The following is a 23589-nucleotide window of genomic DNA, read 5'->3' as shown; positions in this document are numbered from 1 at the left end:
CCCGTTCCGGAATTGCGGCGCATTGCGACCCAACTCTTTGCCGAGATTAAGATCTCCAGCGTTTGCGTAAAAAAAGAGATACCGGGGACGCGTATGTCAAATCGTTCAGCGAAATTCGCTGCGGCGCTTGCCGCCAGCATCCTGGCGGGCGCCAGTTGCAGCGCCATGGCCCAGACCGCCGCCAATACGGCCAATAGCACCAACACCGCGGACACCTGTCTGTCCGCGCCCAAGGGAACCGCGCCTGCGGGAAGCCACTGGTTCTACCATCTCGATCGCAGCAAGAAGAAGTGCTGGTATCTCGGCGAGGCCAAGAACAAGGCGGCCAAGACGGCGACCACGAGCACGCAGCAACCGCCAGCGGCAGCCGCGCCCGATACCACAACGGCCGACGCGACGCCGCCACAGAGCCAGCCGACGCCGCAGAGCCAGCCCGCGCCGCAGCAGCCGGCGATGCGCAAATCAGTCGCTGATGCACATGCCGAGTGGGCCTCGCCGCAGGTCGCAGCCGTACCTGCGCCAAGCGCCGACGCTGGCCAGGCCGGCGGGACGGCAGCGACGCCCGACCCGGCAGCCACGCCCGCCGGTACCAACGCGCAGTCGTCCGACGTGAACGCCCGATGGCTGGATGCATCGAGCATGGCCGGAACCAACGGAACCCGGCGCGCCGCGGATCAGCCGACCGTGGCCGCGCAGGCAGATGCGACACCGCAACAAGCGGCCGCGCCGGTGCCTGCCGCGCCCGCCTCGGCCGAGGCATCCGTGGAGAAGTCACCGTCGTCGACACAGATGCTGCTGATCGTGATGGTTGGAGCCCTGGCGCTGGCCGGCCTGGTCAGCACGCTGGTGTTCCGGCTGACCCGCACGCGTACGCCGCCTTACGAGACCAAGGATGAGTGGCAGGCGCCATGGGATTCGCTGCACACCGAGCCGGCGCCCCCGATGGCAGTTGTCAGCCGGGACCGTCCGCTGCGGCTGTCCGAGGCTGCGCCGCGCCGCGCCGAGACACCCGTTCCGCGCCGTGCGGAGACGCCCGCTCCACGCCGCGCCGAGAAGCCAGCACCACGTCGCGAGACTACGCGTGATCGGGATCAAAGGGAGCAAGACAACAAGCAGATCGCCGCAATGCTGCAGCGGCTTGCGCGCAGCGCGACGAATTAAGATCCGCTTAGGAAAAAATGCTAACGGACGTGATGCGGTCGCATCACGTCCGCAACGCGCTACTTCTCGAGCTGACGCTGCAGGCCGCGCACGAATTCGGTGAGGCCGGTGCGGCGCTCGCGCTTGAGGCGCTCGGCCTTCAGGATCGACTGCACCTCGGCAAAGGCATCGTCGACGTTCTGGTTGACGACGATGTAGTCGTATTCCGCCCAATGGCTCAGCTCATGACTGGCGCGGCTCATCCGTCCGCGGATGACCTCTTCCGAATCCTGCGCCCGGGTATGCAGCCGCCTCTCGAGATCGGCGGCCGACGGCGGCAGGATGAACACCCGCACCACATCGGCGCTGGCTTTCTGGTGGAGCTGTTGCGTGCCCTGCCAGTCGATATCGAACAGAACATCCTGCCCCACCGCTAGCGCGGCCTCGACCGGCGCGCGCGGCGTGCCGTAGCGGTTGTCGAATACGGTGGCCCATTCGAGTAGTTCACCGTGCTCGACCATCTTCTCGAACTTCTTCTTGTCGACGAAGAAGTAGTCGCGGCCCGCGACCTCGCCCGGCCGCATCGGCCGCGTGGTCGCCGACACCGACATCTTCAGGCCCGGCTCGCGCTCCAGCAGCATGCGCGACAGCGTGGTCTTGCCGGCGCCCGACGGCGACGACAGGACGAACATCAGTCCGCGCCGCTCTACGCCGTCAAAACCCTGCGCCGTCATCATTCACTCCAGATTCTGGACCTGTTCGCGGAACTGCTCAACCACGTTCTTCATTTCAAGCCCGGTGTTGGTCAGCTCGACGTCGTTCGACTTCGAGCAGCAGGTGTTCACCTCGCGATTGAATTCCTGGGCGAGGAAGTCAAGCCGGCGCCCGACCGGACCGCCCTTGCCGATTATCTCGCGCGCCTGGGCGATGTGCGAGGCGATGCGGTCGAGCTCCTCGCGGATGTCGGCCTTGGTGGCGATCAGGATCGCCTCCTGATTGAGGCGGTCGGCATCGAAGCGGTCGGACGTCTCGAGCAGGGCCGCGATCTGCTCGGCAAGCCGCGCCTTGATCGCCTCGGGCTTGCGGCCGGGAGCGGTCTCGGCACGCTTGGCAAGCCGCTCGATCTCGTCCATCCGCTGCATCAGGATCTGCCCCAGCGCATCGCCCTCGCGGCGGCGCATCTCGACAAGGCTGCCGAGCGCCTGCTCGAAGGCCATCGCCGCCGCCTCGCGCGCCGCCTTGTCCTCGTCCTCGTTGCTCTCGGGCTCGACCACCTCGATGACGCCCTTGATGCCGAGCAGTCCGTCGATGCTCGGTGCCACCGCGTCGATCCGCTGCGCGAGCGTGCCGGCGACCTTCACCACGGCGGCGAGCACGTCCTCATTGATGCGGATCGTCTGCGCCGCGTCGGTGCGCTTGACGATGAGATTGGCGTAGACCGTGCCGCGCGACAGCAGCTCGCCGGCCCGCTTCTTGGCAAGCGCTTCCAGTTCGTCCCAGCCCGGCGGCAGCCGCAAACGCAGGTCAAAGCCCTTGGCATTGACCGATTTCAGCTCCCACTCGAACGTATAGGGACCGCTTGCGCCATGGCTTCGGGCAAAGCCAGTCATGCTCGACAGCGCCATCGCGTGAAATTCTCCAACAGAAGGATATGGGACTCACCCGGAGCCTGCGAGACTCGTGGGGAGCCGGTGCGACCTTAAAACGGATTCCGTGAAAGTGGAATTACGTTCCACCGCCGGAAACGCAGAGCTACAGCATGATCCGGAAAAGTGTGTGGCGGTTTTCCGAAAGATCGTGCTCAAACAAGAAGCTAAAGCGCGATGACGATCGCGCTTTAGCGCTGCACCACCGGCGGCGAATTGGTCTGCTGGGCTGCGCCCTGCCGACCGCGCGGCGGCTTCTTTTGATTGGTGGGCTTCGGCGTCGTCGCCGTGGGATTAGTGTCGGCGCCGGGCGCCGTCGCGGCAGGCGCCGGATCATCCGCGGGCTCGACGGTGTCGTTCTGGATCTGCTTTTCCGAGGCGCGCAGCTTGGCGACGTTCTTCGCGTGCTGGTCGTAGGTTTCGGTGAAGGCGTGGCCGCCGGTTCCATCAGCGACGAAGAACAGGTCGCGGGTGCGCGCCGGGTTGGCGGTCGCCTCCAGCGAGGCGCGGCCCGGATTGGCGATCGGTCCGGGCGGCAGGCCGTCGATCACATAGGTGTTGTAGGGCGACGGCTGCGTGATCTCGCTGCGCTTGATCGGACGGCCCAGCGTTCCCTTGCCGCCCACCAGTCCGTAGATGATGGTCGGATCGGACTGCAGCTTCATCCGCTGGCGCAGGCGGTTGACGAACACGGCGGCGACGCGGCTGCGCTCGTCGGCGCGGCCGGTTTCCTTCTCGACGATCGAGGCCAGCGTCACCAGTTGGTCCGGCGATTTCAGCGGCGTGTCGGTGTTGCGGCGTTCCCAGATTTCGGCGAGCACGCGCTTCTGCGCCTGCTGCAGGCGCTGGATCACCTGGTCGCGCGTGGTGCCGCGCGGGAATTTGTAGGTCTCCGGCAGCAGCGTGCCCTCGCGCGGGATCTCGCGCACCGAGCCGGTGAAGATGTCGTTGTCGGAGAGCCGGGTCACGATCTGCTCGGACGTCAGGCCTTCCGGTATCGTGATGGCGTGCTGCACCACCTTGCCGTCGACGATGGTGGCGATGACGTCGCGCAGGCTGGCATTCTTCTGGAACGAATATTCGCCGGGCTTGAGATCGGAGCTTGCCTTCAGCGCGAACACGCCGCCGATGAAGACCCACGGATTGACGTTGATCACGCCCTCACGCGAGAGCACGTCGGCGATGTCACGCTTGCCGGCGCGCGCCGGGATGTTGACGATCTTGTCTTCCTGCAGCGGTCCCGGCGATTCCAGTGCCTGCTTGCCGTAGTAGTACGTCGCTCCAGCGCCGATCATCAGGATGATCAGGATGGTGAAGATGGCATTGCCGACGATCACGAAGGGATTGCGGGCGCGATCCGAGCGCTTGGGCGGCGGCGGAAGCTGTTCGGGCTCCAGCGCGGCGCGTGGACTCCTCGGTGAAATGGGCGGCCTCTCACTCATCGATGCAAACCAATATCCTGCCGGTTGAATCGTGGCCGGACAAACCCCTGCCCTGCCAATAGCATACGCCCGCTATTAGGAGTCACCGCGGAATACGGCAAAACGGTGGACTAGTTCTAAAGACCTACTAATTGGTCACGCGCTGCACGATCACGGAAGCGTTTGTGCCGCCGAAACCGAAGGAATTGGACAGCGCCACATTGACGTCACGCTTGCGCGACGTATGCGGCACAAGATCGATCGCCGTTTGCACCGACGGATTGTCGAGATTGATGGTCGGCGGCACCACGTTATCGCGAATCGCCAGGATCGCGAAGATCGCCTCGATCGCGCCGGCCGCACCGAGCAGATGTCCGGTCGCGGACTTGGTCGACGACATCGAAACCTTCGAGGCCGCATTGCCGAGCAGACGCTCGACCGCGCCGAGCTCGATCTCGTCGCCGACCTGCGTCGAGGTACCGTGCGCATTGATGTAGTCGAGGTCGGATGCCGCGAGGCCGGCGCGCTTCAGCGCCATGCTCATGCTGCGGAAGCCGCCATTGCCGTCCGGCGGCGGCGAGGTGATGTGGAAGGCATCGCCCGACAGGCCATAGCCGGTGACCTCGGCATAGATCTTCGCGCCGCGGCGCTTCGCGTGCTCGTATTCCTCAAGCACGAGGACGCCGGCGCCCTCGCCCATCACGAAGCCGTCGCGATCCTTGTCGTACGGCCGCGATGCCTTTTCCGGGGTCTCGTTGAAGCCGGTGGACAGCGCACGCGCCGCGCAGAAGCCGGCGATGCCGATGCGGGAGATCGGCGATTCGGCGCCGCCCGCGACCATCACCTCGGCGTCGCCGAGCGCGATCAGCCGCGCTGCGTCGCCGACCGCATGCGCGCCGGTCGAGCACGCCGTGACCACCGCATGATTGGGTCCCTTCAGGCCGTGCTCGATCGAGACGTAGCCGGAGGCCAGATTGATCAGGCGGCCCGGAATGAAGAACGGAGAGACCCTGCGCGGTCCGCGCTCCTTCAGCAGCACCGCAGTCTCGGCAATGCCGGTGAGGCCGCCGATGCCGGAGCCGATCATCGTGCCGGTGGCGAACTGGTCCTCATCCGACTTCGGATGCCAGTCGGCATCGTCCAGCGCCTGCTTGGCCGCGCACATCGCATAGACGATGAAGTCGTCGACCTTGCGCTGGTCTTTCGGCTCCATCCACTGATCGGGATTGAAGGTGCCGCCAGTGCCGTCGCCGCGCGGAATGTAGCAGGCGACCTGGCTCGGCAGGTCGGACACGTCGAACGTGTCGATCTTCTTGCCGCCGCTGTCTCCGGCGAGGATGCGCGCCCAAGTTGCGTCAACGCCGCAGCCGAGCGGTGTAAGCATGCCCAGCCCCGTGACGACAACTCGTCTCATTTCCACGTCTCCGGCCAGCAATGCGCGGCTGATAATAAGAAGCCGGGGGACCGCTCGATCACGGTCCGTCCGGCCCCGTCAACTTCGCGATCGGCGTCAGCTCTTCGCGTTCTTCTCAAGAAACTTGGTCGCGTCGCCAACGGTCAGAATCGTCTCCGCCGCGTCGTCGGGAATCTCGCAACCGAATTCTTCTTCGAATGCCATCACGAGCTCGACGGTGTCGAGGCTGTCGGCGCCGAGGTCATCGATGAAGCTCGCGCTATCGACCACCTTCTCGGGTTCGACACCAAGGTGCTCGACCACAATCTTCTTAACCCGCTCGCCAATCTCACTCATCGTTCAACCTCGTTGTTCCATTGGACCCGACCCCAAGACGATACGAGCCATCGTGGTCGTCTCGATTACTCAGTCGCGCATAGTCTTGATTCGGCCCGGTCGTAGCCGACTAAAGCCCCGGCGAACGGCAGGCGTCGCCACGCCAATATACAGGGTTTCAAAATCCTGCAATGGCGTTCTTCGCCCATCCACGGGGGCTTCAGCTACCATACTTCCAAAGCCTTGACTACACGCCTGAACCGGCTCCCGAAAACGGCTTTTCGCCGCATTGCGAGAGCCGGCCAGTAGCTCAAATCATAGCCATCCCGCCGTTGACGTGGATCGTCTGTCCGGTGACGTAGGCGGCCTCGTTTGAGGCCAGATAGACCGCCGCAGCAGCGATATCCTCGGGCGTTCCGAGCCGAGCCGCAGGAACCTTCGCCAGGATGGATTCGCGCTGCTTGTCGTTCAGCGCATCGGTCATCGGCGTCTTGATGAAACCCGGCGCGATGCAATTGGCGGTCACGCCGCGCTTGGCGTATTCGGCGCCCAGCGTCTTGATCAAGCCGATGATGCCGGCCTTCGACGCGGTGTAGTTGCCCTGCCCCGGATTGCCGGTGACGCCGACGATCGAGGTGATCGCGATGATGCGGCCGAAGCGCTTGCGCATCATCAGCTTGGTCGCGGCGCGCGCCAGGCGGAACGTCGCGGTCAGGTTGACCGCGATCACGTCGTCCCAATCTTCGTCGCGCAGCTGCACGAACAGGTTGTCGCGGGTGATGCCGGCGTTGGCGATCAGGATGTCGACCTGCCCCATCGCAGCTTCCGCTGCCGGCACCAGCGCCTCGACATCATCCTTGCTCGAGAGATTGCACGGCAGCACGTGCACGCGCTCGCCGAGCTTGGCCGCGAAGCTGTCCAGCACCTCACGCCGCGTCCCCGAGATCGCCACCGTCGCGCCCTGCGCATGCAGCGCCTGCGCGATCGCGCCGCCGATGCCGCCGGTTGCGCCCGTGACGAGCGCCGTCTTGCCAGTCAGATCAAACATCGAATTCTCCTTCCGGCTGCTTCAAGCCGAAGCTGCGAGCGCGTCCTTGGCCGCAGCGATATCGTTCGGACCGCCGACGGACACGCCGACCGCGCCGTCGGCAATGCGCTTGACAAGGCCGCTCAGCACCTTGCCGGCGCCGATCTCGAAGAACCGCGTCACGCCCTGCCCTGCCATATAGGCAACCGACTCGCGCCAGCGCACGGTGCCCGTGACCTGCTCGATCAGGCGGCGGCGGATCTCGTCGGGATCGGTGATGGCGGAAGCCAGCACGTTGCTGACGAGCGGCGCCGCGGGCGCCTTGATGGTCACGCCCGACAGCGCCTCTGCCATCGCATCGGCCGCCGGTTGCATCAGCTTGCAATGGAACGGCGCCGACACCGGCAGCAGCATGGCGCGCTTGGCGCCCTTGGTCTTGGCGATTTCGACCGCGCGATCGACGGCGGCCTTGTCGCCGGAGACCACCACCTGGCCGCCGCCATTGTCGTTGGCGGCCTGGCAGACCTGTCCCTGCGCCGCCTCGTTGGCGACCGCCACGGCGGTTTCGTAGTCGAGACCGAGCAATGCGGCCATCGCACCGACGCCGACCGGCACCGCCTTCTGCATCGCGAGCCCGCGGGTGCGGAGCAGCCGCGCGGTGTCGCTGACGGAGAGGCTCCCGGCGGCGGCCAGCGCCGAATACTCGCCGAGCGAGTGCCCGGCAACGAAGGCCGCGTTGCGGCCGACCGAAAAGCCGGCTTCGCCCTCGAGCACGCGCAATGTGGCGATCGACACCGCCATCAGCGCGGGCTGGGCATTTTCGGTGAGTTGCAATGTCTCGCCGGGACCATCCCAGATGATCGCGGTCAGCTTCTCGCCCAGCGCGGAATCGACCTCGTCGAACACCGCCCTGGCCGCCGGAAAGGCGTCGGCCAGGGCCTTGCCCATGCCGACCGCCTGCGAGCCCTGCCCGGGAAACGTAAATGCTGCCGTCATCGGCGATCCCTACCTTGTTGAGCGTGATCTCCGCGCAGGCGCTTTACGCCTGCCGCAGGGGAAAACGGTATCCGCGTCGCGCAAAACGCGCCACAGCGGGTCCGGGCCAATCCCTTGCAACCAAGCCTTGGCAATAAGGCCTTGGCAACCAAGCCTTGACAACCAAGCCTTGCAACCGGCCCCGGACCGGGCCGTAAGACACTGACGGAGGCGGTGCTGTCAAGCCGCGCCGGAGGAACCCTGGGGATGCCGGTCCGGCTCCGGGCTAGAACCCGCCGGCATTCTGGTCGGCGTTAACCTCGGCGCCGGCCCTCGCCCGGCGTGCGCTGTTGACCAGCTGCCCCGGACGATCCTCGCTGGCGGGCCTGGCGGTCGCCATCCGCAGCACCGCGGCGTAGCCCGGCTGCACCTCCATCCGGCCGGCATAGCGGCTTTCGCTCAGGATGCGATGGACGCGCGGCAGGTTGTAGCAGGGCACGTAGAACAGCAGATGATGCTCGAGGTGATAGTTCACGTAGTACGGCGCGATGAAGAGACGCTCGAGGATGTTGGCCCGTGTGGTGCGGGTATTGCGCAGGGGATCGGAGCTGTCGGGCACGACGGCGTGTTCGGCAATGTTGCGGATGCGCGTGATCACCATCATCCAGGTCAGCAGCGGCACCAGCCACAACAGCGGATAGGCCCACCACACGCCGGCGGCGGCGAGGCCCGCGAACAGCAGCGCATTGGTGACGCATTGCGGCCCGAGCTTCTGCCAGAAGTTGGCGGCGCGCCGCGACAACGGCCACTCCTTCGGCCCGATCGCATTGAGCAATTGCGCCTTGCGCTGCTGGTAGCCGGTCTGCCCGGTGATATCGCGGAAGAACTTTCGGCGGTAGCTCAGCTTCGTGATCGGAAACGGCGCCGACAGCACGAGATCGGGATCATCCTCCTGCTGCGTCCGCGCATGATGCTGCAGATGATAGCGGCGATAGCCGCGGGTCTCCGCGAAGATCGGATAGGCGCAGAACCACTGGCTCAGCGTCAGATTGGTCCTCTCGTCCGCCGACAGACAGCCGTGCGCCCCGTCATGCATCAGGATCGCGAGCCCGAGCTGGCGCGAGCCGATGATCGCGACCGCGAGCAGATAGGTCAGCGGATTGGGCCACCAGGCGACCAGCGCGACCGCGCCCAGGATCAGCGCCCAGGCGTGCACGATCAGGGCTGCGCCCTTCCAGGTGGTGCGCTCGCGCACCGCGACCAATTCGTCCTCAGTCAGGAAATCGCGGGCTCGCATGCGAAGCGCGGTCATGTGCTTGTCTCCCCGTCCGTTGAGGATGAAGTGTCGTGATCGCCGACCAGGCGCAGCCGCGTCCCTTCATTGGCCGACGTCGAAGTTGATGTCGCCTGCTCGCCGAGCGCGCGCAGCAATTCGCGGCACATTTCCTCGGAGCCGCGGCCCATCGCGAAACCTTCGACGATCACGCCGATCGCGATTGCCCAGAATCGCCGCGAGCTCTCCTCGGGCGCGCGCAGCGAGCGCCAGCCATGCCGCTCGACCTGGCTCGCATAGGCGCGCGCGCCTTCGCTGTGCAGGCGTTCGATGGTGCGCTCGACCAGGGGCGCGAGGTCCTGCCGGCGTCGCGTGAGAGTCAAGGCCTCCGCGAAGAAGGCGACCGTGTCGGTCGCGGTCACGGTCTCGGCCAAAGCGTGGGTGTAGTCCCGCGGGGTGTGCGCATTCAGGGCGGCCTGCTCGGTCGCGCGCGCGAGATAGAGCATGTCGCGGCTGGCGGCTTCGACGAACAGCGCTTCCTTGGTGCGGAAGTAATAGGTGATCTGGCTCGGAAAGGCGTCGGCGGCCGCGGCGATATCGGAGATCGATGTGCCCGAGAGCCCGCGCTCCTTGAACAGGCGGCTGGCGGCATCGAGCAGCAGCGAGCGCATCTTGCGCCCCGCCGACCGCGTCGCGCGGACCGCGTGCTTCGGATCGGGCGCAGACATGCCGCCGGCGGTCTCCGAACCCATATCTCATCCTCCTAAAGATATTTGTATGACATACAAACAAAGAAATCAACGGGAAAACGCCCGAGGTTGCGTCAAACGGCCTGGAGGGCTACGACGCCTCGCGCATCCGGAGGCCGAGAACCCTTGCTTTCGCGGCCAAAATCCGTATAAGCGCGCCATTCGTGGGCTCCGGCCGGGAGCTGAACGGACGGTCTCAGCAAATTCACCCGTTGATTTTGATGTGGCAGGGCCAGTCGGCCCGTCGTCCCGTGCTCCCGCCTTCTGAGCAGCTCGAGTCCTTTCCGAAGGTCTCGAAGGGCTTGTCGCCGGAAACCGCGCCAACACAGGAAAGGACAACCATGCCTCTTTACGAGCATGTTTTTCTCGCGCGTCAGGATGCGAGCACCCAGCAGGTGGATGAACTGACGGCCCAGATGACGGGGATCGTCGAACAGGGCGGCGGCAAGGTCACCAAGACCGAGAGCTGGGGCGTGCGTTCCCTCACCTACCGCATGAACAAGAACCGCAAGGCGCATTTCGTGCTGATGAACATCGACGCACCGTCGGCTGTCGTCACCGAGATCGAGCGCCAGGAGCGGATCAACGAAGACGTCATCCGCTACCTCACCGTGCGCGTCGAAGAGCACGAGGAAGGCCCGTCCGCGATGATGCGCAAGGCCGACCGCGATCGCGAGCGCGATGACCGTGGTGGTGGCTTCCGTGGCGACCGCGAAGGCGGTTTCCGTGGTGACCGCGAGGGTGGCTTCCGTGGCGACCGTGGTCCGCGCCGTCCGCGCGACGAAGAAGCTGCGACCGAGGAGTAAAGAATCATGGCTGATGCTGGTGCCCGCCGTCCGTTTTTCCGTCGTCGCAAGTCCTGCCCGTTCACGGGCGCGAATGCGCCGAAGATCGACTACAAGGATTCCAAGCTGCTGATGCGTTACGTCTCCGAGCGCGGCAAGATCGTGCCGAGCCGCATCACGGCCGTGTCCGCCAAGAAGCAGCGTGAGCTCGCCCGCGCCATCAAGCGCGCGCGCTTCCTCGGCTTGCTGCCCTACGTGATCAGGTAATCGTTTCCGGCCGGCGGCATACGTCGCCGGCCGCTCATTCTCATAAGGCTTCCGGGTCGTCCGGTCGCCGATGGTTGGGGTTCTCGAAGCAGGACCCCTAACCGCTCGAAGGGGGCGGGACAGCTGATGATCGGGATACTCATTGTTGCACTTGCCGCCGGCGCCGCGTCGGCGCTGATGTTCGCCTCGATCAGTTCGGGCGCGCTGATCTCGTTGCTGCTGTACTTTCTTGCGCCGCTGCCGCTGATGGTGTCGGCACTCGCTTGGGGGCCGCTTGCCGCGGCCATCGGCGGCGTCGCTGCCGCATCCGTTCTCGGCGCGATCTTCGGACTTCCCTATTGCATCGCGTTTGCCATGATCGTCGCCGTGCCCGGCTGGTGGCTCGGCCACCTTGCGCTGCTCGGACGGCCGATCGAGAACGCCGCCGGCGACAGCGCCACCGAGCAGCCGCCTACGCTCGAATGGTATCCCGTCGGCCGTATCCTGCTCTGGATCGCAGCCTTCGCCATCATCACCACGACCGCAGCGCTGCTCACGCTCGGCTCGGATGCCGACACAGTCACCGGTGCCTTGCGGCGCGGCCTGCTTAAGGTGCTCGGCACCGGCGAAGGGTTGCCCAGCGGTGAGATCGAACGATTGGTCGACGTGCTGGTGATCCTCGCGCCCCTCGCTGCAACGATCCTCGCGATGGTCACGCTGACGCTGAGCCTGTGGCTCGCCGGCAAGATTGCGCAAACCTCGGGGCGGTTGAATCGGCCCTGGCCGGATTTCCGCACCACGGCGCTTCCGGCCGTGACGCTGGTCGCGCTGCTGGCGGCGGTCGGCGTCAGCTTCATCGGCGGCATGCTTGCGCTGCTGGCGCAGATCGTCACCGCGGCACTCGTAATCGCCTATGCGCTCGTCGGCTTCGCCGTTCTGCACACCTTGACGCTGTCGCTCACCAATCGCGGCTTCTGGCTCGGTGGCATCTATGCGGTCGTCGTCATGTTCGGCTGGCCGATCGTGGCGATGTTCGCGCTCGGCATCGCCGACGCCGTGTTCGGGCTGCGCCAGCGCTATCTGCAGACAAGACCGCCGCCTTTGCCCGCGGCTTGAGATTCGATCCAACCGCTTAAACCCGTACTTAGCATCTAAAGGAGAACGAAAATGGAAGTCATTCTGCTCGAACGCGTTGCCAAGCTTGGCCAGATGGGCGAAGTCGTGCGCGTCAAGGACGGGTTCGCCCGCAACTTCTTGCTGAAGCGCGGCAAGGCGCTGCGCGCCACCGAGGCGAACCGCGCCAAGTATGACGGCATGAAGGCCGAGCTCGAGGCCAACAACATCAAGGCCAAGGGCGAAGCCGCCAAGGTTGCCGAGAAGATCGACGGCCGCGACATCGTCATCATCCGCCAGGCCTCCGAGTCCGGCCAGCTGTTCGGCTCGGTCACGGTGCGCGACATCGTCGCCGCGCTGGCGGCCGACGGCGTGACGGTTTCGCGCCCGCAGGTCTGGCTCGACTCGCCGATCAAGGTGATCGGCGCGCAGAAGGTGACGATCGCCGTCCACCCCGAGGTCGAGACCAGCGTCACCGTGACGGTCGCTCGCTCCGCTGAAGAGGCCGAGCGGATCAAGCGCGGCGAGGACATCTCGACCCGCCAGGAAGACCAGGACGCGGCTGCCGAGGCGCTCGCCGCCGCCGGCGAGTTCTTCGATCCGGAAGCCCAGCACGACGAGGAAGCCGCGCCGGCTCCGGCCGCCGAAGAGAAGTAAGCGTCTCGCCATCGTCCAACCGACTAAACGCTACGAAGCCCGGCCTCGATCAGGCCGGGCTTCGGATTCGTGCCGCCGCCTTGTCGTCGAGCATGGCGATCGAGGCCAATGCGGTCGCGGTGTGCTTCTCCTTGCCGTCGATGACGCAAAACACGTCGGCTGCAACGACGGCGACCTGACGTCCCGGCTTGATCACGCGCGCCCGGCAGATCAGACGATCGCCCGACGCCGGCGACAGCAGGTTCAGCTTGTACTCCGCCGTCAGCGCCGGCTGCCCGCGCGACGTCGCCGCTGCGATCGTGGTGGCGTTGTCGACCAGGAACGCCGTCACCCCGCCGTGAAACAGGCCGTGCTGCTGCAACAGCTCCGGCCGGCGGTCGACCGCGAGCGTGCAGGTGCCGCGCGACAGCTCGGCCAGTTCGGCACCGACAAGACCCATGAAGCCCTGCCGGCTGACATTGTCGCGAATTCGCGTCGCGATCGGTGCAAAGTCGGGATCGGTCTCGCTCATGAAGTCCCTCCTGTTCGCTCCGGCGCACCCGACGCCACCACTGCGCGGATCGCGCAGGCGATCAACGTCTTGACCTGTTCGCGCGGATCGCCGGTATGGCGGCCCGACAGCCAGGCGCGGCAGAAGATCTGCGCCGGCCCGATGATCTGGCTGAAGAACAGCACAGCGCTCATCGGCAGCAATTCGCCGCGCGCAAGCAGCGGCGCGCGCCAGCGCTCGATGCCATCGGTGAGCCGCGAATTCTCGGTGCGCTGCGCGCCGCGCACCTCCTCGCCCCACTCGCTGCGCGAAATCTCGAACAGGAAGCGCGCCTCGCGCCGGTTGCTCACGACCCAATCGAGATGGGCGTGGATCAGCCGCGCAACGCCCTCGCCCGCCCCGCAGCTGGCGTCGACCGAGCTGATGATGGCGGCGTGATAGGCCTGCAGGATTTCCAGGAACAGGGTGCCGGCGAGCTCCTTCTTCGAGGTGAAGAAGTGGAAGAAGCTGCCGTTGGACGCGCGCGCGCGGGAGCGGATTTCGGCCACCGTCGCGCCCTCAAACCCGTCGCGGTCGAACACCGCCAGTCCTGCCGCCAGCAGATCTTCGCGTGCCGTGCTCAAGTCGTCCTCTCCTGACTAGATTAACACTCTAGAGTATTGCTCTAATGATGGTCAAACGAATACGCCGGACCTTGCGGCCCGGCGTTGGCGATTACTTCGAGGTCGGGGCTTCCGGCGGGCCGGAGCCTGGCGTCGTGGGCGGAGGTGGCGGCGGCGCCGTCGCAGTCACCGGCGGCGCGGCTGGCGCCGGAGCGGGGGATGCGGCCGCGGCCGGCTCGGATGCGGCAGGCGCAGCCGCCGCAGGTGCCGGTGTGACCTGCGGAACCGGATCGGATCGCACGGCAGGCGGTTCACCGCCGCCATTGCTCTTCGGCGCGTCGACCTTTGCCGTGTCGGGCTCGGCGGCAGGCTTCGCCGTCTTCTCGGCTTCACCCTTGTCATCATGCCTGGTGGATGTCTTGGAATCGTCGCTGGTCGCCGCGCCCTTGGGTGTCTCCTCGGACTTCGGCTCCTCGACGGGCTTGCCGCGACGGCCGTGCTTCTGACGCGACGGCTTGCCCTCGCCCAAGGCCTGCGGCGTCTGGCCGTCGTCCGGCTTCGCACCCTCCGGCGCCTCGCTCGGGCGGGCCATCCGCTTGCCGCGGTGAACTGGACGTCCTTCCGGATTCAAACCGTCGGTGTCAGGCTTGGCCCCTTCCTTGGCACCTTCCTGCGGCGCTGCATCCTGGTGCCGCCGGCGGGCTGGACGCTCGGACGGCTGCTCCGGAGACTGGTTGGCCTCCTGCCTGCCGTCCCGGCCCTTGGCGCCCTTGGGTTGATCCTTGGCCTGGTAGCGCGGGTCGTTGGCGCCGTTCGAAATCAGATAGGACGCAAGCACACCGGCCATGTCGCTGGACGTCGTGTAGTGCTGGCGCAGGAATCCCGGCAGCGAACCGGCCGGAACCGACTTCAGCAGGCCGCGCGGGCTCTTGTGGCAAGCAGTGCAGGTGCTTGCGAAGATCTGGGAGGGGCTCTTGCCGGCCTCGAGGTTTTGCGCTCGCGCCGATACGGCTGACAGGCAGCCAGTCAGAAGCGCCACCGTCGCCAGACTGAGGGCTCGGCTCAACATTCCTTAAGTCTCCAGATTCCGGAAAAATCGCCGCCGGCGCCTGATGGATCGGCCGCGGCGGTCACGTTTTAGCCGATTATCGCACGAATGGAAGCGCGCCCATGACGCATCCACGCAATTGTCACATTTTGGAATATCGGCTTTGACCACAACGCAATAGCGCGATCTAATTCCCTGCCTATCTTGAGGTTGGGGACACATTGGAGTGATCAACTCCGGTGGTGTCGGTGTGCAGCTTGCCGTTCCGTTGGTGTTTCGATGGACCGATTGTTGCGATACTTCTTGGGGCGCTTCATCCGCCGCGGTTCGATCACGTTCACGACCGCAAGCGGCGCTCAGTTCACCTGCGGTGACGGCACGGGCGTACCGGTCGCCGTGCGCTTCATGACGCGAGGAGCGGAACTCCGCGTCCTGGTCGATCCCGAACTTTATCTCGGCGAAGCCTTCATGGACGGCACGTTCGTGGTCGAGCAAGGCATCGTCGCCGACGTGCTCGCGGTCCTGATGGGTCAGGCAGCCATGCTGCCGAACTTTGCCAGGCTGCAGGCCTGGGTACGCTTCCTCGGACGCCGCGCCCAGCAGATCAATGTACGCGGCCGATCCAAAAGCAACGTCGCCCGTCATTACGATCTCGACGGCCGCCTCTATTCCCTCTTCCTCGACGCGGACAAGCAATATAGCTGCGCCTATTTCGAGACGCCGGACGCGACGCTGGACGATGCCCAGCTCGCCAAGAAGCGTCACCTCGCCGCAAAACTCCTGATCAAGCCCGGGCACCGCATCCTCGACATCGGTTCCGGCTGGGGTGGCCTTGGGCTCTATCTCGCCGAGATGAGCGGCGCCGACGTCACCGGCGTCACGCTGTCGACCGAGCAGCTGCAAATTTCCAACGCCCGGGCGGCGGAGCGGAACCTGGCGCAATCGGCGCGCTTCCTGCTGCAGGACTACCGCGACATCCCCGGGCCGTTCGACCGCATCGTCTCGGTCGGCATGTTCGAGCATGTCGGGGTCGCCTACTATGAAACCTTCTTCGCGCGCTGCGCCGAACTGCTCAGCGACGACGGTGTCATGGTGCTGCATTCGATCGGCCGCTCCACCGGCCCCGACGTCACCAGCCCCTGGATCCGGAAATACATCTTCCCCGGCGGCTACATTCCGGCGCTGTCCGAGGTCATGCCGGCGATCGAGAAGGCCGGATTACTGATCTGCGACATGGAGATCCTGCGCCTGCACTATGCCGAGACGCTGAAGGCGTGGCGCGAGCGCTTCATGGCGCGACGCGAGGAGGCCGTGCGGCTCTACGACGAGACCTTTGCCCGAATGTGGGAATTCTACCTGGCCGCCTCGGAGATGTCGTTCCGCGTGCAGAACATGATGAACTTCCAGCTCCAGCTCACCAAGCGCCAAGGCATCGTCCCGATAACGCGCGACTATATCGGCGGCGAAGAAGCCCGCCTGCGGCTGAAGGAGGCCGGTGCGGCCAAGCCCCGGCTGCAACTGGCCGGCGAATAGGTCCGAAGGAACGGGTGCTGCTAGTTGCGCAGGCTGTAGGCCGATCCGCAATGGCCAAAGGTCGGCGCCGGACGCGCCAGATGGGCCGCGGCGGCCGAAATCAAGCTGGCATCGCAGGGAACGTTGCGGACCTCCGGACGCGCCGCCTGCTCCATGGCATCGACAAGCGCCGCCAGCCAGCGGCGGTCCATGCCATCTGCCCGGCCAAGCCTTGATCGCGCTGTCTGAAACTCTTGAGCCATCGCCGCCGTATCTTGCCTGAGCGAAGACAACCCGGAATCCGCCGGGTCGTTCCCGCGAACCTGCCGCAAAGAAAGTGCGGCGCATGTGATCTACTTCACAGAGGTCTGTCCCGGGCTGTCGTAGTGGTCCGGAATGACCCGAGAAACACACCAGACGATGTTGGACCCGCAGCGCGATATCGCGACCGACTACGCCCTGATCGCCACTGGCGTGGTGGCCGCCTTGATCGCGCTGGCCTTCCTCATCCTGGTCTGAGAAATCGACGCCAACAGCCGCCTCGCCTCTCCATGGGTCCGCTCGCCTGGCAAAAGGTTCAGGCTGCGTCCAATTTTTGCCAACGACCGTGCTGATCGGCCGGCTCCCGCCCGGTTTCGGACAAAACCCCAGTCAAGCGGAATGCATCCGGCTGTTTCGGATTCACACCTCGCGTTGTGTGAATCGTGCATAAGAAACATCCGTCCTTTCGCTTCGTGCCGGGCTGGCGCTTCATCGCCGCCCCACAGCCGAAATCTCAGTAACGACGAAATCAGAAGAATAAGCTCGTCCATGGCCTTGATTGATTCGAACGTCCACAAGCTCGCGCCCGACGCCGCATCCCCGGCCTACCGAAGTGCGCCGCACAACATCGAAGCGGAACAGGGCCTGCTGGGTGCGATCCTGGTCAACAACGACGCCTTCTACCGGGTCTCCGATTTCCTGGAGCCGAAGCACTTCTTCGAAACCATCCATCAGCAAATCTATGAAACCGCCGGAAGCCTGATCCGGATGGGCAAGGTCGCGAACCCCGTGACCTTGAAGACGTTCCTGCCGGCCGAGCTCGACATCGGCGGCATGACGGTCGGTCAATACCTCGCCCGGCTTGCCGCCGAAGCGACCACCATCATCAACGCCCAGGACTACGGACGCACCGTTTACGATCTCAGCCTGCGCCGCAACCTGATCCAGATTGGCGAGGACATCGTCAACGTCGCCTACGACGCGCCGGTCGACTTCGCGCCGCGCGCCCAGATCGAGGATGCCGAGCGTCAGCTCTACAGCCTTGCTGAAACCGGCCGCTATGACGGCGGCTTCCAGCGCTTCGCACAGGCACTGACGATCGCCGTCGACATGGCGGCGAAGGCGTTCCAGCGCGACGGCAAGCTGTCGGGCATCTCGACCGGTCTGCGCGACCTCGACGCCAAGATGGGCGGCCTGCAGCCGTCCGACCTCATCATCCTCGCCGGCCGTCCCGGCATGGGCAAGACATCGCTCGCCACCAACATCGCCTACAACATCGCCAAAGCCTATGTGCCGGAAGTCCAGGCGGACGGCACCACCAAGGCAATCAATGGCGGCTGTGTCGGCTTCTTCTCCTGCGAAATGAGCGGCGAACAGCTCGCGACCCGTATTCTCGCCGAGCGCACCGGCATTCCCTCGAGCTCGATCCGTCGCGGCGGCATCTCCGAGCTCGATTTCGAGAAGATCCGCGACTGTTCGATCGAGCTGCAATCGCTGCCCTTCTACGTCGACGAGACCGGCGGTCTCTCGATCTCGCAGCTCACCGCGCGGGCGCGACGGCTCAAGCGCCAGAAGGGCCTCGACCTGATCGTGATCGACTACATCCAGCTGCTGCAGGGCTCGGGCAAACGCGGCAACGACAACCGCGTGCAGGAAATCACCGAGATCACCACCAACCTGAAGGCGCTGGCCAAGGAACTGAACGTTCCGATCATCGCGCTGTCGCAGCTGTCGCGTCAGGTCGAAAACCGCGACGACAAGCGGCCGCAGCTGTCCGACCTGCGTGAATCCGGCTCGATTGAGCAGGACGCCGACGTCGTGATCTTCGTCTATCGCGAGGAATACTACCTCGCCAACAAGGAGCCGCGCGCGGGCACGCCGGAATATGAGAAGTGGCAGATGGACATGGACCTCGCCCACGGCAAGGCCGAAGTCATCATCGGCAAGCAGCGCCATGGCCCGACCGGCACGGTCGATCTGCACTTCGAGGCCAGCGTCACGCGCTTCGGCGACCTCGCACCCGATGGTCAGGTTCCGGATCACGGCCACTGAGATCCGGACTCGGTTGAACGACGCAAGGCACCCGCGTAAAACTGAGCCATGAACATCGTGACTGACGCGAAATCGCAGCTGACACCCGATGCCAGTTTGCTGGCGGCCCACCCGACCGCCAGCGGTATCCTCACCATCGACCTCGACGCCATCATCGCCAACTGGCGCAAGCTCGAGAAGACCGCGGTGCCGGCCGAGTGCGCCGCCGTGGTCAAGGCCAACGCCTATGGCTGCGGCGCCGAGCAGGTTGCGCGGGCGCTGGCCAAGGCCGGCTGCAAGACCTTCTTCGTCGCCAGCGTCGAGGAGGCCGCCGCGGTGCGCGCGGCCGCTCCCGAGGCGACGGTGTATTCGCTCGGCGGCTTCTTCCAGAACACCGGCGACGCCTACGCCAGGATCGACTGCAAGCCGGTGATCGGCGATCTCAACGAGCTCGCCGAATGGGACGTGTTCTGCCGCCGCTCCGGCTGGTCCGGCGGCGCCGCCATCCATATCGACACCGGCATGAACCGGCTGGGGCTCACGGTCAGCGAGGCGCAGGGCATCATCCCGCGGATCAACGCCGGCGACCACGGCATCACGCTGGTCATGAGCCACCTCGCCTCCGCCGAATTGCTCAACAATCCTGCCAACGCCAAGCAGCTTGCGAGCTTCCGCGAGATCGCGAGCCTGTTCACCGGCGTGCCGGCCTCGCTGGCGAATTCTTCCGGCGTGTTTCTCGGCGCGCAATTCCAGTTCGAGATGGTGCGGCCGGGCTGTGCGCTCTATGGCGTCAATCCGACGCCGGAGGCCGACAACCCGATGCAGCAGGTGGTCGACCTCAAGGCGCGCATCGTGCAGATCCGCAACATCGACCGCGGCGAGACCGTCGGCTATGGCGGCACCTGGACCGCGCGCCGGCCGACCCGGCTTGCGATCGTCGCCGCCGGCTATGCCGACGGCTATTTCCGCGCCGCCAGCGCCAATGACGGCACCCGCGGCGCCGAGGTCGTGGTCGCCGGCAAGCGCTGCCCGATCGCCGGCCGCGTCTCGATGGACCTGATCGCGGTCGATGTCACCGACCTCGACAAGAATGCCGTGCGGCGCGGCCACATGGTGACGCTGATCGGCGAAGGCATCACGGTCGACGAGGTCGCGCATCATTTCGGCACCATCGGCTATGAGGTGCTGACCAGCCTCGGCCGCCGCTTCGTGCGCATCTACAAGGGCGGCGATGCCGTCGCCGCGAGAAGCGACGCGGTCGCCGAGACGAGCGAGCCGGCTGCCACGCCCGCTGCGCCGCCAGCCTTGCCAACAGCAGCGCCCGCTGCGCCGCCGCCACTGCCGGCCGCCGAGCCAACAGCGACGTCGACCTGACATGATCAAGGTTCGCGATCGCTTGCGCGCATGAAGATCGCGACCTTCAACATCAACAACGTCAACCGCCGCCTGCCCAACCTGTTGCGCTGGCTCAAGACCGCCAAGCCCGACATCGTCAGCCTGCAGGAGCTGAAGGCCAGCGACGCCGAATTTCCCGCGGCCGCGCTCGAGCAGGCCGGCTACGGCGCGGTGTGGCAGGGACAGAAGACCTGGAACGGCGTCGCCATCCTCGCGCGCAAGGCCGAGCCGGTGCTGATCCGCACCGCCCTGCCCGGCGATGCCGGCGATCACGAAGCACGCTACATCGAAGCCGCGGTGCGCGGCATCGTCGTCACCAGCCTCTATCTGCCGAACGGCAATCCGCAGCCCGGGCCGAAATTCGATTACAAGCTCGCCTGGTTCAAGCGACTGCGCGCCCATGCCGCCAAGCTGCTCAAAGAGGACGTCCCGGTGGTGCTCGCCGGCGACGACAATGTCGCGCCGACGCCGTTCGACATCTACCCGACGCACTCCTGGGACAAGGATGCGCTGATCCAGCCGAAGAGTCGCGCCGCCTTCAAGGCGCTGGTCGATCAGGGCTGGTGCGATGCGATCCGCACCCTGCATCCGGACGATCAGATGTTCACCTTCTGGGACTACAAGCGCCAGCGCTGGCCACGCGATGCAGGCCTGCGGCTCGATCATCTCCTGCTCAGCCCCGCAGTGGCGCCGCGGCTCGTGAAAGCCGGCGTCGACCGCACCATCCGCGGCGAAGACGGCGCCAGCGATCACGCGCCGGCGTGGGTGGTGCTGAGGTGACGGTGTGCGTGTCGCGCGCGCGCTCGCGCCACAATCACTCCGTCGTCCCTGCGAAAGCAGGGACCCATACTCCGCGGCGGATGTTGTGAACGGGACTTGTCGTTCCGGCGACGCGCGATAATCAGCATTCGTGGTTATGGGTCCCTGCTTTCGCAGGGACGACATCAAATATGGTGCGGGGTCTGTGGGTCATACCTCCGCACTCTCGCGATATGATTTGTCCAAGTCTTGCTGCGCTGCGCACGATGGCATGTCGATGGTTCGGCGGCGCCCTTGCGCCGTCTCGAACCATGAGGTCACACTGAGCCCCTCCCCGGGACACGCATTCAGCATGGCTCGGGATCACCTCACCGGAGCGCGCAGGTGGGCTTCCTCTTCGTCCTCATCGTCGGCCTGGTCGCCGGCACCATTTCCGGCATCGTCGGCACCGGCTCGTCGATCATGCTGATGCCGGTGCTGGTCTATCAGTACGGACCGAAGCAGGCGGTGCCGATCATGGCCGTCGCCGCGGTGATGGCCAATCTGTCGCGCATCCTCGCCTGGTGGCGCGAGGTCGACTGGCGTGCCTGCATCGCCTACTCGATCACCGGCATTCCGGCCGCCGCGCTCGGCGCGCGCACCCTGCTCGCGCTGCCTTCGCACGCTGTCGATATCGCGATCGGCGTATTCCTGATCGCGATGGTGCCGGTGCGGCACTGGCTGGCACGGCACAGGCTGAAAGCCAATCTCTGGCATCTCGCAATCGGCGGCGCGCTCATCGGCTACCTCACCGGCATCGTGGCTTCGACCGGCCCGCTCAGCGTGCCGCTGTTCCTGTTCTACGGTCTCAGCAAGGGCGCGTTCCTCGCCACCGAGGCGGCGAGCTCGCTCGGGCTCTATGTCAGCAAGTCGGTGACGTTCGAGCGTTTCGGCGCGCTGACGCCGGACATCGCACTGAAGGGCCTGATCGCCGGCGCCTCGCTGATGGCCGGCGCCTTCATCGCCAAGCGCTTCGTGCTGCAGCTGAAGCCGGAGTCGTTCCGCCTGATCATGGACGGCATCATGCTGGCGGCGGGCACGGCGTTGCTGTGGCCTGCAATGACGCAGTAAAATTCCGGCATCGACTGCGTGAGACCAGGCCTTGGGCAAACGGATTTCACCGTGACGAACACCAAACATCCTCCCGATGATGTCGTAATTCTACGGGGCTTTGCGCATCGGGTGGCGTGTACCCCGAAAGAGTTTTGTTGAGCGCTCACCTTCCGTTGTTATCCGGATTGCCACCGTCCAGCCACTGCGTTTATGACAATCTCATTACTTGCACTTGATCGTTTGCGGAAAAGAACTTTGCTCCAGCAGGCATCACGGGGTTGATCGACGGCCCGGATGCGAGTCCCGAGAGTTCAGGCGACAAGAGTCAGCGACAGATGGCGTGCAGATCGGGCGCACAGCCCGGCGCCTGATGTCGCCGATGTCGGCCTGACGAATTCGGGATCGCAAGTCGAAGCATTTGGAGTCGCGGGTCGTCAAAGCCCACGACAGGCGGGAAAGGCAGGCGCGCGATGCGCAAGATGATGATCACGACTGCGGCGATTGTGACGTTCGCCGTTGCCGGCTCGGCGTTGTGGCCGACGGCAAGGCCCGATGTCGCGCAGTTCGGCGACAGCGTCTACGAGACGATCTGGGTCTGGCGCATTCCGGCCTACGCGAACAATCCGTCGTGGCGGGTTCGCTGGAGCTGGAGCGATCCGTTGCGCGCGCAGGCGAGATGCTGCCGGGCTCTGCCGACGAGTCTGACGCCGCGCGAGAATCCGCCGCTGCTGCTGTCGAGGCGGGACCTCCACGTTTGACCGCGCGTACAATCAAGAGCAGTTCCCTTGCGCGAAGCGCATTTGATTCAAATTCGCGCTGTAGTTGAACTTACTTTTTATCCTTAACCAGAAACCTGATCTTTGATTTACATCTGCAAGATGCGGTTTACCTTGTCTCCGCGAGCACAGCGGATTCAGGGACAACAAAAACATGCGCCAACCAAGCCTCACCCTGTGGTTGACCGTTGTTCTGGCGACACAGGGTTTGAGCGTCGCGGCAGACGATACAAGACCGGGACAACCGGGTGCCGTTGCCGCTGCTGACCGCGTTGCATGTTCCCAGCAGCCGAAAAGCGAGGAACCGTCCGATCCGTCGTCGACCTCGGCAATTCCCCACGCCGAAAAATTCGTCGCGCGGGAACATTTCAAGGAGGACATCGCCTCGAGCGCGCCGGTCAGGATTTCCTGGTTAGGCGCGACGTTCGCGCAGCGCTTCACGAACAAGGTCGAGGACGATAGCGGCGGCGCATCGTTGCAGACCTTCATCCTGAGCGCAGCCTCGAGCGACAAGGAGATCCTCGCCAAGCTCGGTCAGAGCCACGAGAGCAGGCTGGCCGACGTCTGGTGCGCGTTGAGGCGACAGTCCAGCGGCAGCAACGGCCCGCTGGAAGTCAACGCCAAGCCGAACGTGTTCTACGTCCGCGACAGCGCCGGAGAGCTTGGCGCCGTCGACGTGCTGTGGGGCGGCGTCGGCTGGGAAATCGGTGCAAGCCCGGTCGGCGACAAGCCGCGCTGGCCGAGCGGAACGCGGGTGTTCTCGCGCTGAGCCGGCCCCGCCATCTGGCGCTCCGTCTTCGATGGATCGTGCGCGGCGGCCGAACCGTGCTATGCATCGTGCGCGATAGCGCGACTCACCTGC

25 protein-coding genes are annotated in these 23589 nt (G+C 65.4%); 12 read left to right on the top strand and 13 right to left on the bottom strand.

Features of this window, described 5'->3' with window-relative positions; genetic code table 11:
- Positions 1-93: 93 nt before the first annotated feature.
- Positions 94-1161, top strand: a complete 1068-nt coding sequence (locus QA639_RS19655) for a hypothetical protein (RefSeq protein WP_157346438.1) — start codon at positions 94-96, stop codon at positions 1159-1161.
- Positions 1162-1220: 59 nt separating this feature from the next.
- On the opposite strand, the gene gmk is transcribed toward QA639_RS19655, so the two are convergent.
- From gmk to QA639_RS19610, 9 genes are all read right to left on the bottom strand, one after another.
- A complete protein-coding gene (gene gmk / locus QA639_RS19650; RefSeq protein ID WP_028335167.1) occupies positions 1221-1874 on the bottom strand; it encodes a guanylate kinase in 654 nt (217 codons plus the stop codon).
- Between the two features lie 3 nt (positions 1875-1877).
- Positions 1878-2765, bottom strand: coding sequence for a YicC/YloC family endoribonuclease (locus QA639_RS19645; protein ID WP_028335166.1), 888 nt, complete (start codon positions 2763-2765; stop codon positions 1878-1880).
- Positions 2766-2977: 212 nt separating this feature from the next.
- Positions 2978-4228 (bottom strand): endolytic transglycosylase MltG, encoded by a 1251-nt coding sequence (gene mltG / locus QA639_RS19640; RefSeq protein WP_157346436.1) that lies wholly within the window; start codon positions 4226-4228, stop codon positions 2978-2980.
- A 127-nt stretch (positions 4229-4355) separates the two neighbouring features.
- Entirely contained in the window at positions 4356-5621 is a 1266-nt protein-coding gene (fabF, locus tag QA639_RS19635; RefSeq protein WP_028335165.1) for a beta-ketoacyl-ACP synthase II, read from the bottom strand.
- A gap of 96 nt (positions 5622-5717) precedes the next feature.
- On the bottom strand, positions 5718-5957 hold the full coding sequence (locus tag QA639_RS19630) for an acyl carrier protein (protein WP_002716125.1): 240 nt from the start codon (positions 5955-5957) through the stop codon (positions 5718-5720).
- 289 nt (positions 5958-6246) lie between these two features.
- The gene (gene fabG, locus QA639_RS19625) at positions 6247-6984 is read right to left on the bottom strand and encodes a 3-oxoacyl-[acyl-carrier-protein] reductase (RefSeq protein ID WP_028335164.1); all 738 of its coding nucleotides are present in this window, start codon (positions 6982-6984) and stop codon (positions 6247-6249) included.
- 21 nt (positions 6985-7005) lie between these two features.
- Entirely contained in the window at positions 7006-7959 is a 954-nt protein-coding gene (gene fabD / locus QA639_RS19620) for an ACP S-malonyltransferase (RefSeq protein ID WP_028335163.1), read from the bottom strand.
- 265 nt (positions 7960-8224) lie between these two features.
- Positions 8225-9250, bottom strand: coding sequence for a fatty acid desaturase family protein (locus tag QA639_RS19615; protein WP_157346434.1), 1026 nt, complete (start codon positions 9248-9250; stop codon positions 8225-8227).
- Complete coding sequence (locus QA639_RS19610; protein WP_157346432.1) at positions 9247-9963, bottom strand: TetR/AcrR family transcriptional regulator C-terminal domain-containing protein; 717 nt, start codon at positions 9961-9963, stop codon at positions 9247-9249. The genes QA639_RS19615 and QA639_RS19610 overlap by 4 nt, the downstream gene beginning before the upstream one ends.
- Positions 9964-10301: 338 nt before the next feature.
- Here QA639_RS19610 and rpsF point away from each other — a divergent pair, with 338 nt between their 5' ends.
- The 4 genes from rpsF (at position 10302) to rplI (ending at position 12761) form a co-directional block, all read left to right on the top strand.
- The gene (rpsF, locus tag QA639_RS19605; RefSeq protein ID WP_028335160.1) at positions 10302-10766 is read left to right on the top strand and encodes a 30S ribosomal protein S6; all 465 of its coding nucleotides are present in this window, start codon (positions 10302-10304) and stop codon (positions 10764-10766) included.
- Between the two features lie 6 nt (positions 10767-10772).
- Positions 10773-11012: a 30S ribosomal protein S18 gene (gene rpsR / locus QA639_RS19600; RefSeq protein ID WP_016844287.1), complete on the top strand. Its 240-nt coding sequence runs from the start codon at positions 10773-10775 to the stop codon at positions 11010-11012.
- A 126-nt stretch (positions 11013-11138) separates the two neighbouring features.
- On the top strand, positions 11139-12107 hold the full coding sequence (locus tag QA639_RS19595; RefSeq protein WP_157346430.1) for a hypothetical protein: 969 nt from the start codon (positions 11139-11141) through the stop codon (positions 12105-12107).
- 51 nt (positions 12108-12158) lie between these two features.
- Positions 12159-12761 carry a 50S ribosomal protein L9 gene (gene rplI / locus QA639_RS19590; protein ID WP_028335158.1) on the top strand — a complete coding sequence of 201 codons (603 nt, stop codon included), beginning with the start codon at positions 12159-12161 and terminating at the stop codon, positions 12759-12761.
- Between the two features lie 49 nt (positions 12762-12810).
- Here rplI and QA639_RS19585 read toward each other — a convergent pair whose 3' ends face one another.
- The 3 genes from QA639_RS19585 to QA639_RS19575 all read right to left on the bottom strand — a co-directional run bounded on the left by QA639_RS19585 (position 12811) and on the right by QA639_RS19575 (position 14922).
- A complete protein-coding gene (locus QA639_RS19585; RefSeq protein WP_157346426.1) occupies positions 12811-13272 on the bottom strand; it encodes a PaaI family thioesterase in 462 nt (153 codons plus the stop codon).
- Positions 13269-13874, bottom strand: a complete 606-nt coding sequence (locus QA639_RS19580) for a TetR/AcrR family transcriptional regulator (RefSeq protein WP_157346424.1) — start codon at positions 13872-13874, stop codon at positions 13269-13271. Before QA639_RS19580 ends, QA639_RS19585 begins: the two co-directional genes overlap by 4 nt.
- A gap of 91 nt (positions 13875-13965) precedes the next feature.
- Positions 13966-14922 carry a hypothetical protein gene (locus tag QA639_RS19575; RefSeq protein WP_157346422.1) on the bottom strand — a complete coding sequence of 319 codons (957 nt, stop codon included), beginning with the start codon at positions 14920-14922 and terminating at the stop codon, positions 13966-13968.
- A gap of 258 nt (positions 14923-15180) precedes the next feature.
- Here QA639_RS19575 and QA639_RS19570 point away from each other — a divergent pair, with 258 nt between their 5' ends.
- A complete protein-coding gene (locus tag QA639_RS19570; protein ID WP_157346420.1) occupies positions 15181-16434 on the top strand; it encodes a cyclopropane fatty acid synthase in 1254 nt (417 codons plus the stop codon).
- Between the two features lie 20 nt (positions 16435-16454).
- Here the strand turns inward: QA639_RS19570 and QA639_RS19565 are convergent, their stop codons facing one another.
- Positions 16455-16625 carry a hypothetical protein gene (locus QA639_RS19565; protein WP_194295401.1) on the bottom strand — a complete coding sequence of 57 codons (171 nt, stop codon included), beginning with the start codon at positions 16623-16625 and terminating at the stop codon, positions 16455-16457.
- 598 nt (positions 16626-17223) lie between these two features.
- Here QA639_RS19565 and QA639_RS19560 point away from each other — a divergent pair.
- From QA639_RS19560 to QA639_RS19535, 6 genes are all read left to right on the top strand, one after another.
- Positions 17224-18726, top strand: coding sequence for a replicative DNA helicase (locus QA639_RS19560; RefSeq protein WP_283090487.1), 1503 nt, complete (start codon positions 17224-17226; stop codon positions 18724-18726).
- Between the two features lie 48 nt (positions 18727-18774).
- Positions 18775-20079, top strand: coding sequence for an alanine racemase (alr, locus tag QA639_RS19555; protein ID WP_283090486.1), 1305 nt, complete (start codon positions 18775-18777; stop codon positions 20077-20079).
- A 30-nt stretch (positions 20080-20109) separates the two neighbouring features.
- Positions 20110-20880, top strand: a complete 771-nt coding sequence (locus QA639_RS19550) for an exodeoxyribonuclease III (RefSeq protein WP_283090485.1) — start codon at positions 20110-20112, stop codon at positions 20878-20880.
- A gap of 363 nt (positions 20881-21243) precedes the next feature.
- On the top strand, positions 21244-21969 hold the full coding sequence (locus tag QA639_RS19545; protein WP_283090484.1) for a sulfite exporter TauE/SafE family protein: 726 nt from the start codon (positions 21244-21246) through the stop codon (positions 21967-21969).
- Positions 21970-22421: 452 nt separating this feature from the next.
- Positions 22422-22709 (top strand): hypothetical protein, encoded by a 288-nt coding sequence (locus QA639_RS19540; protein WP_050386652.1) that lies wholly within the window; start codon positions 22422-22424, stop codon positions 22707-22709.
- A 172-nt stretch (positions 22710-22881) separates the two neighbouring features.
- Complete coding sequence (locus QA639_RS19535; protein WP_283090483.1) at positions 22882-23496, top strand: hypothetical protein; 615 nt, start codon at positions 22882-22884, stop codon at positions 23494-23496.
- The last annotated feature ends 93 nt before the right edge of the window (positions 23497-23589 follow it).

It is taken from the genome of Bradyrhizobium pachyrhizi (assembly GCF_029714545.1).
Taxonomy (GTDB): domain Bacteria; phylum Pseudomonadota; class Alphaproteobacteria; order Rhizobiales; family Xanthobacteraceae; genus Bradyrhizobium; species Bradyrhizobium pachyrhizi.
The sequence above is the reverse complement of the archived record's forward strand: the minus strand, read 5'-3'. Positions and strand labels throughout refer to the sequence as shown.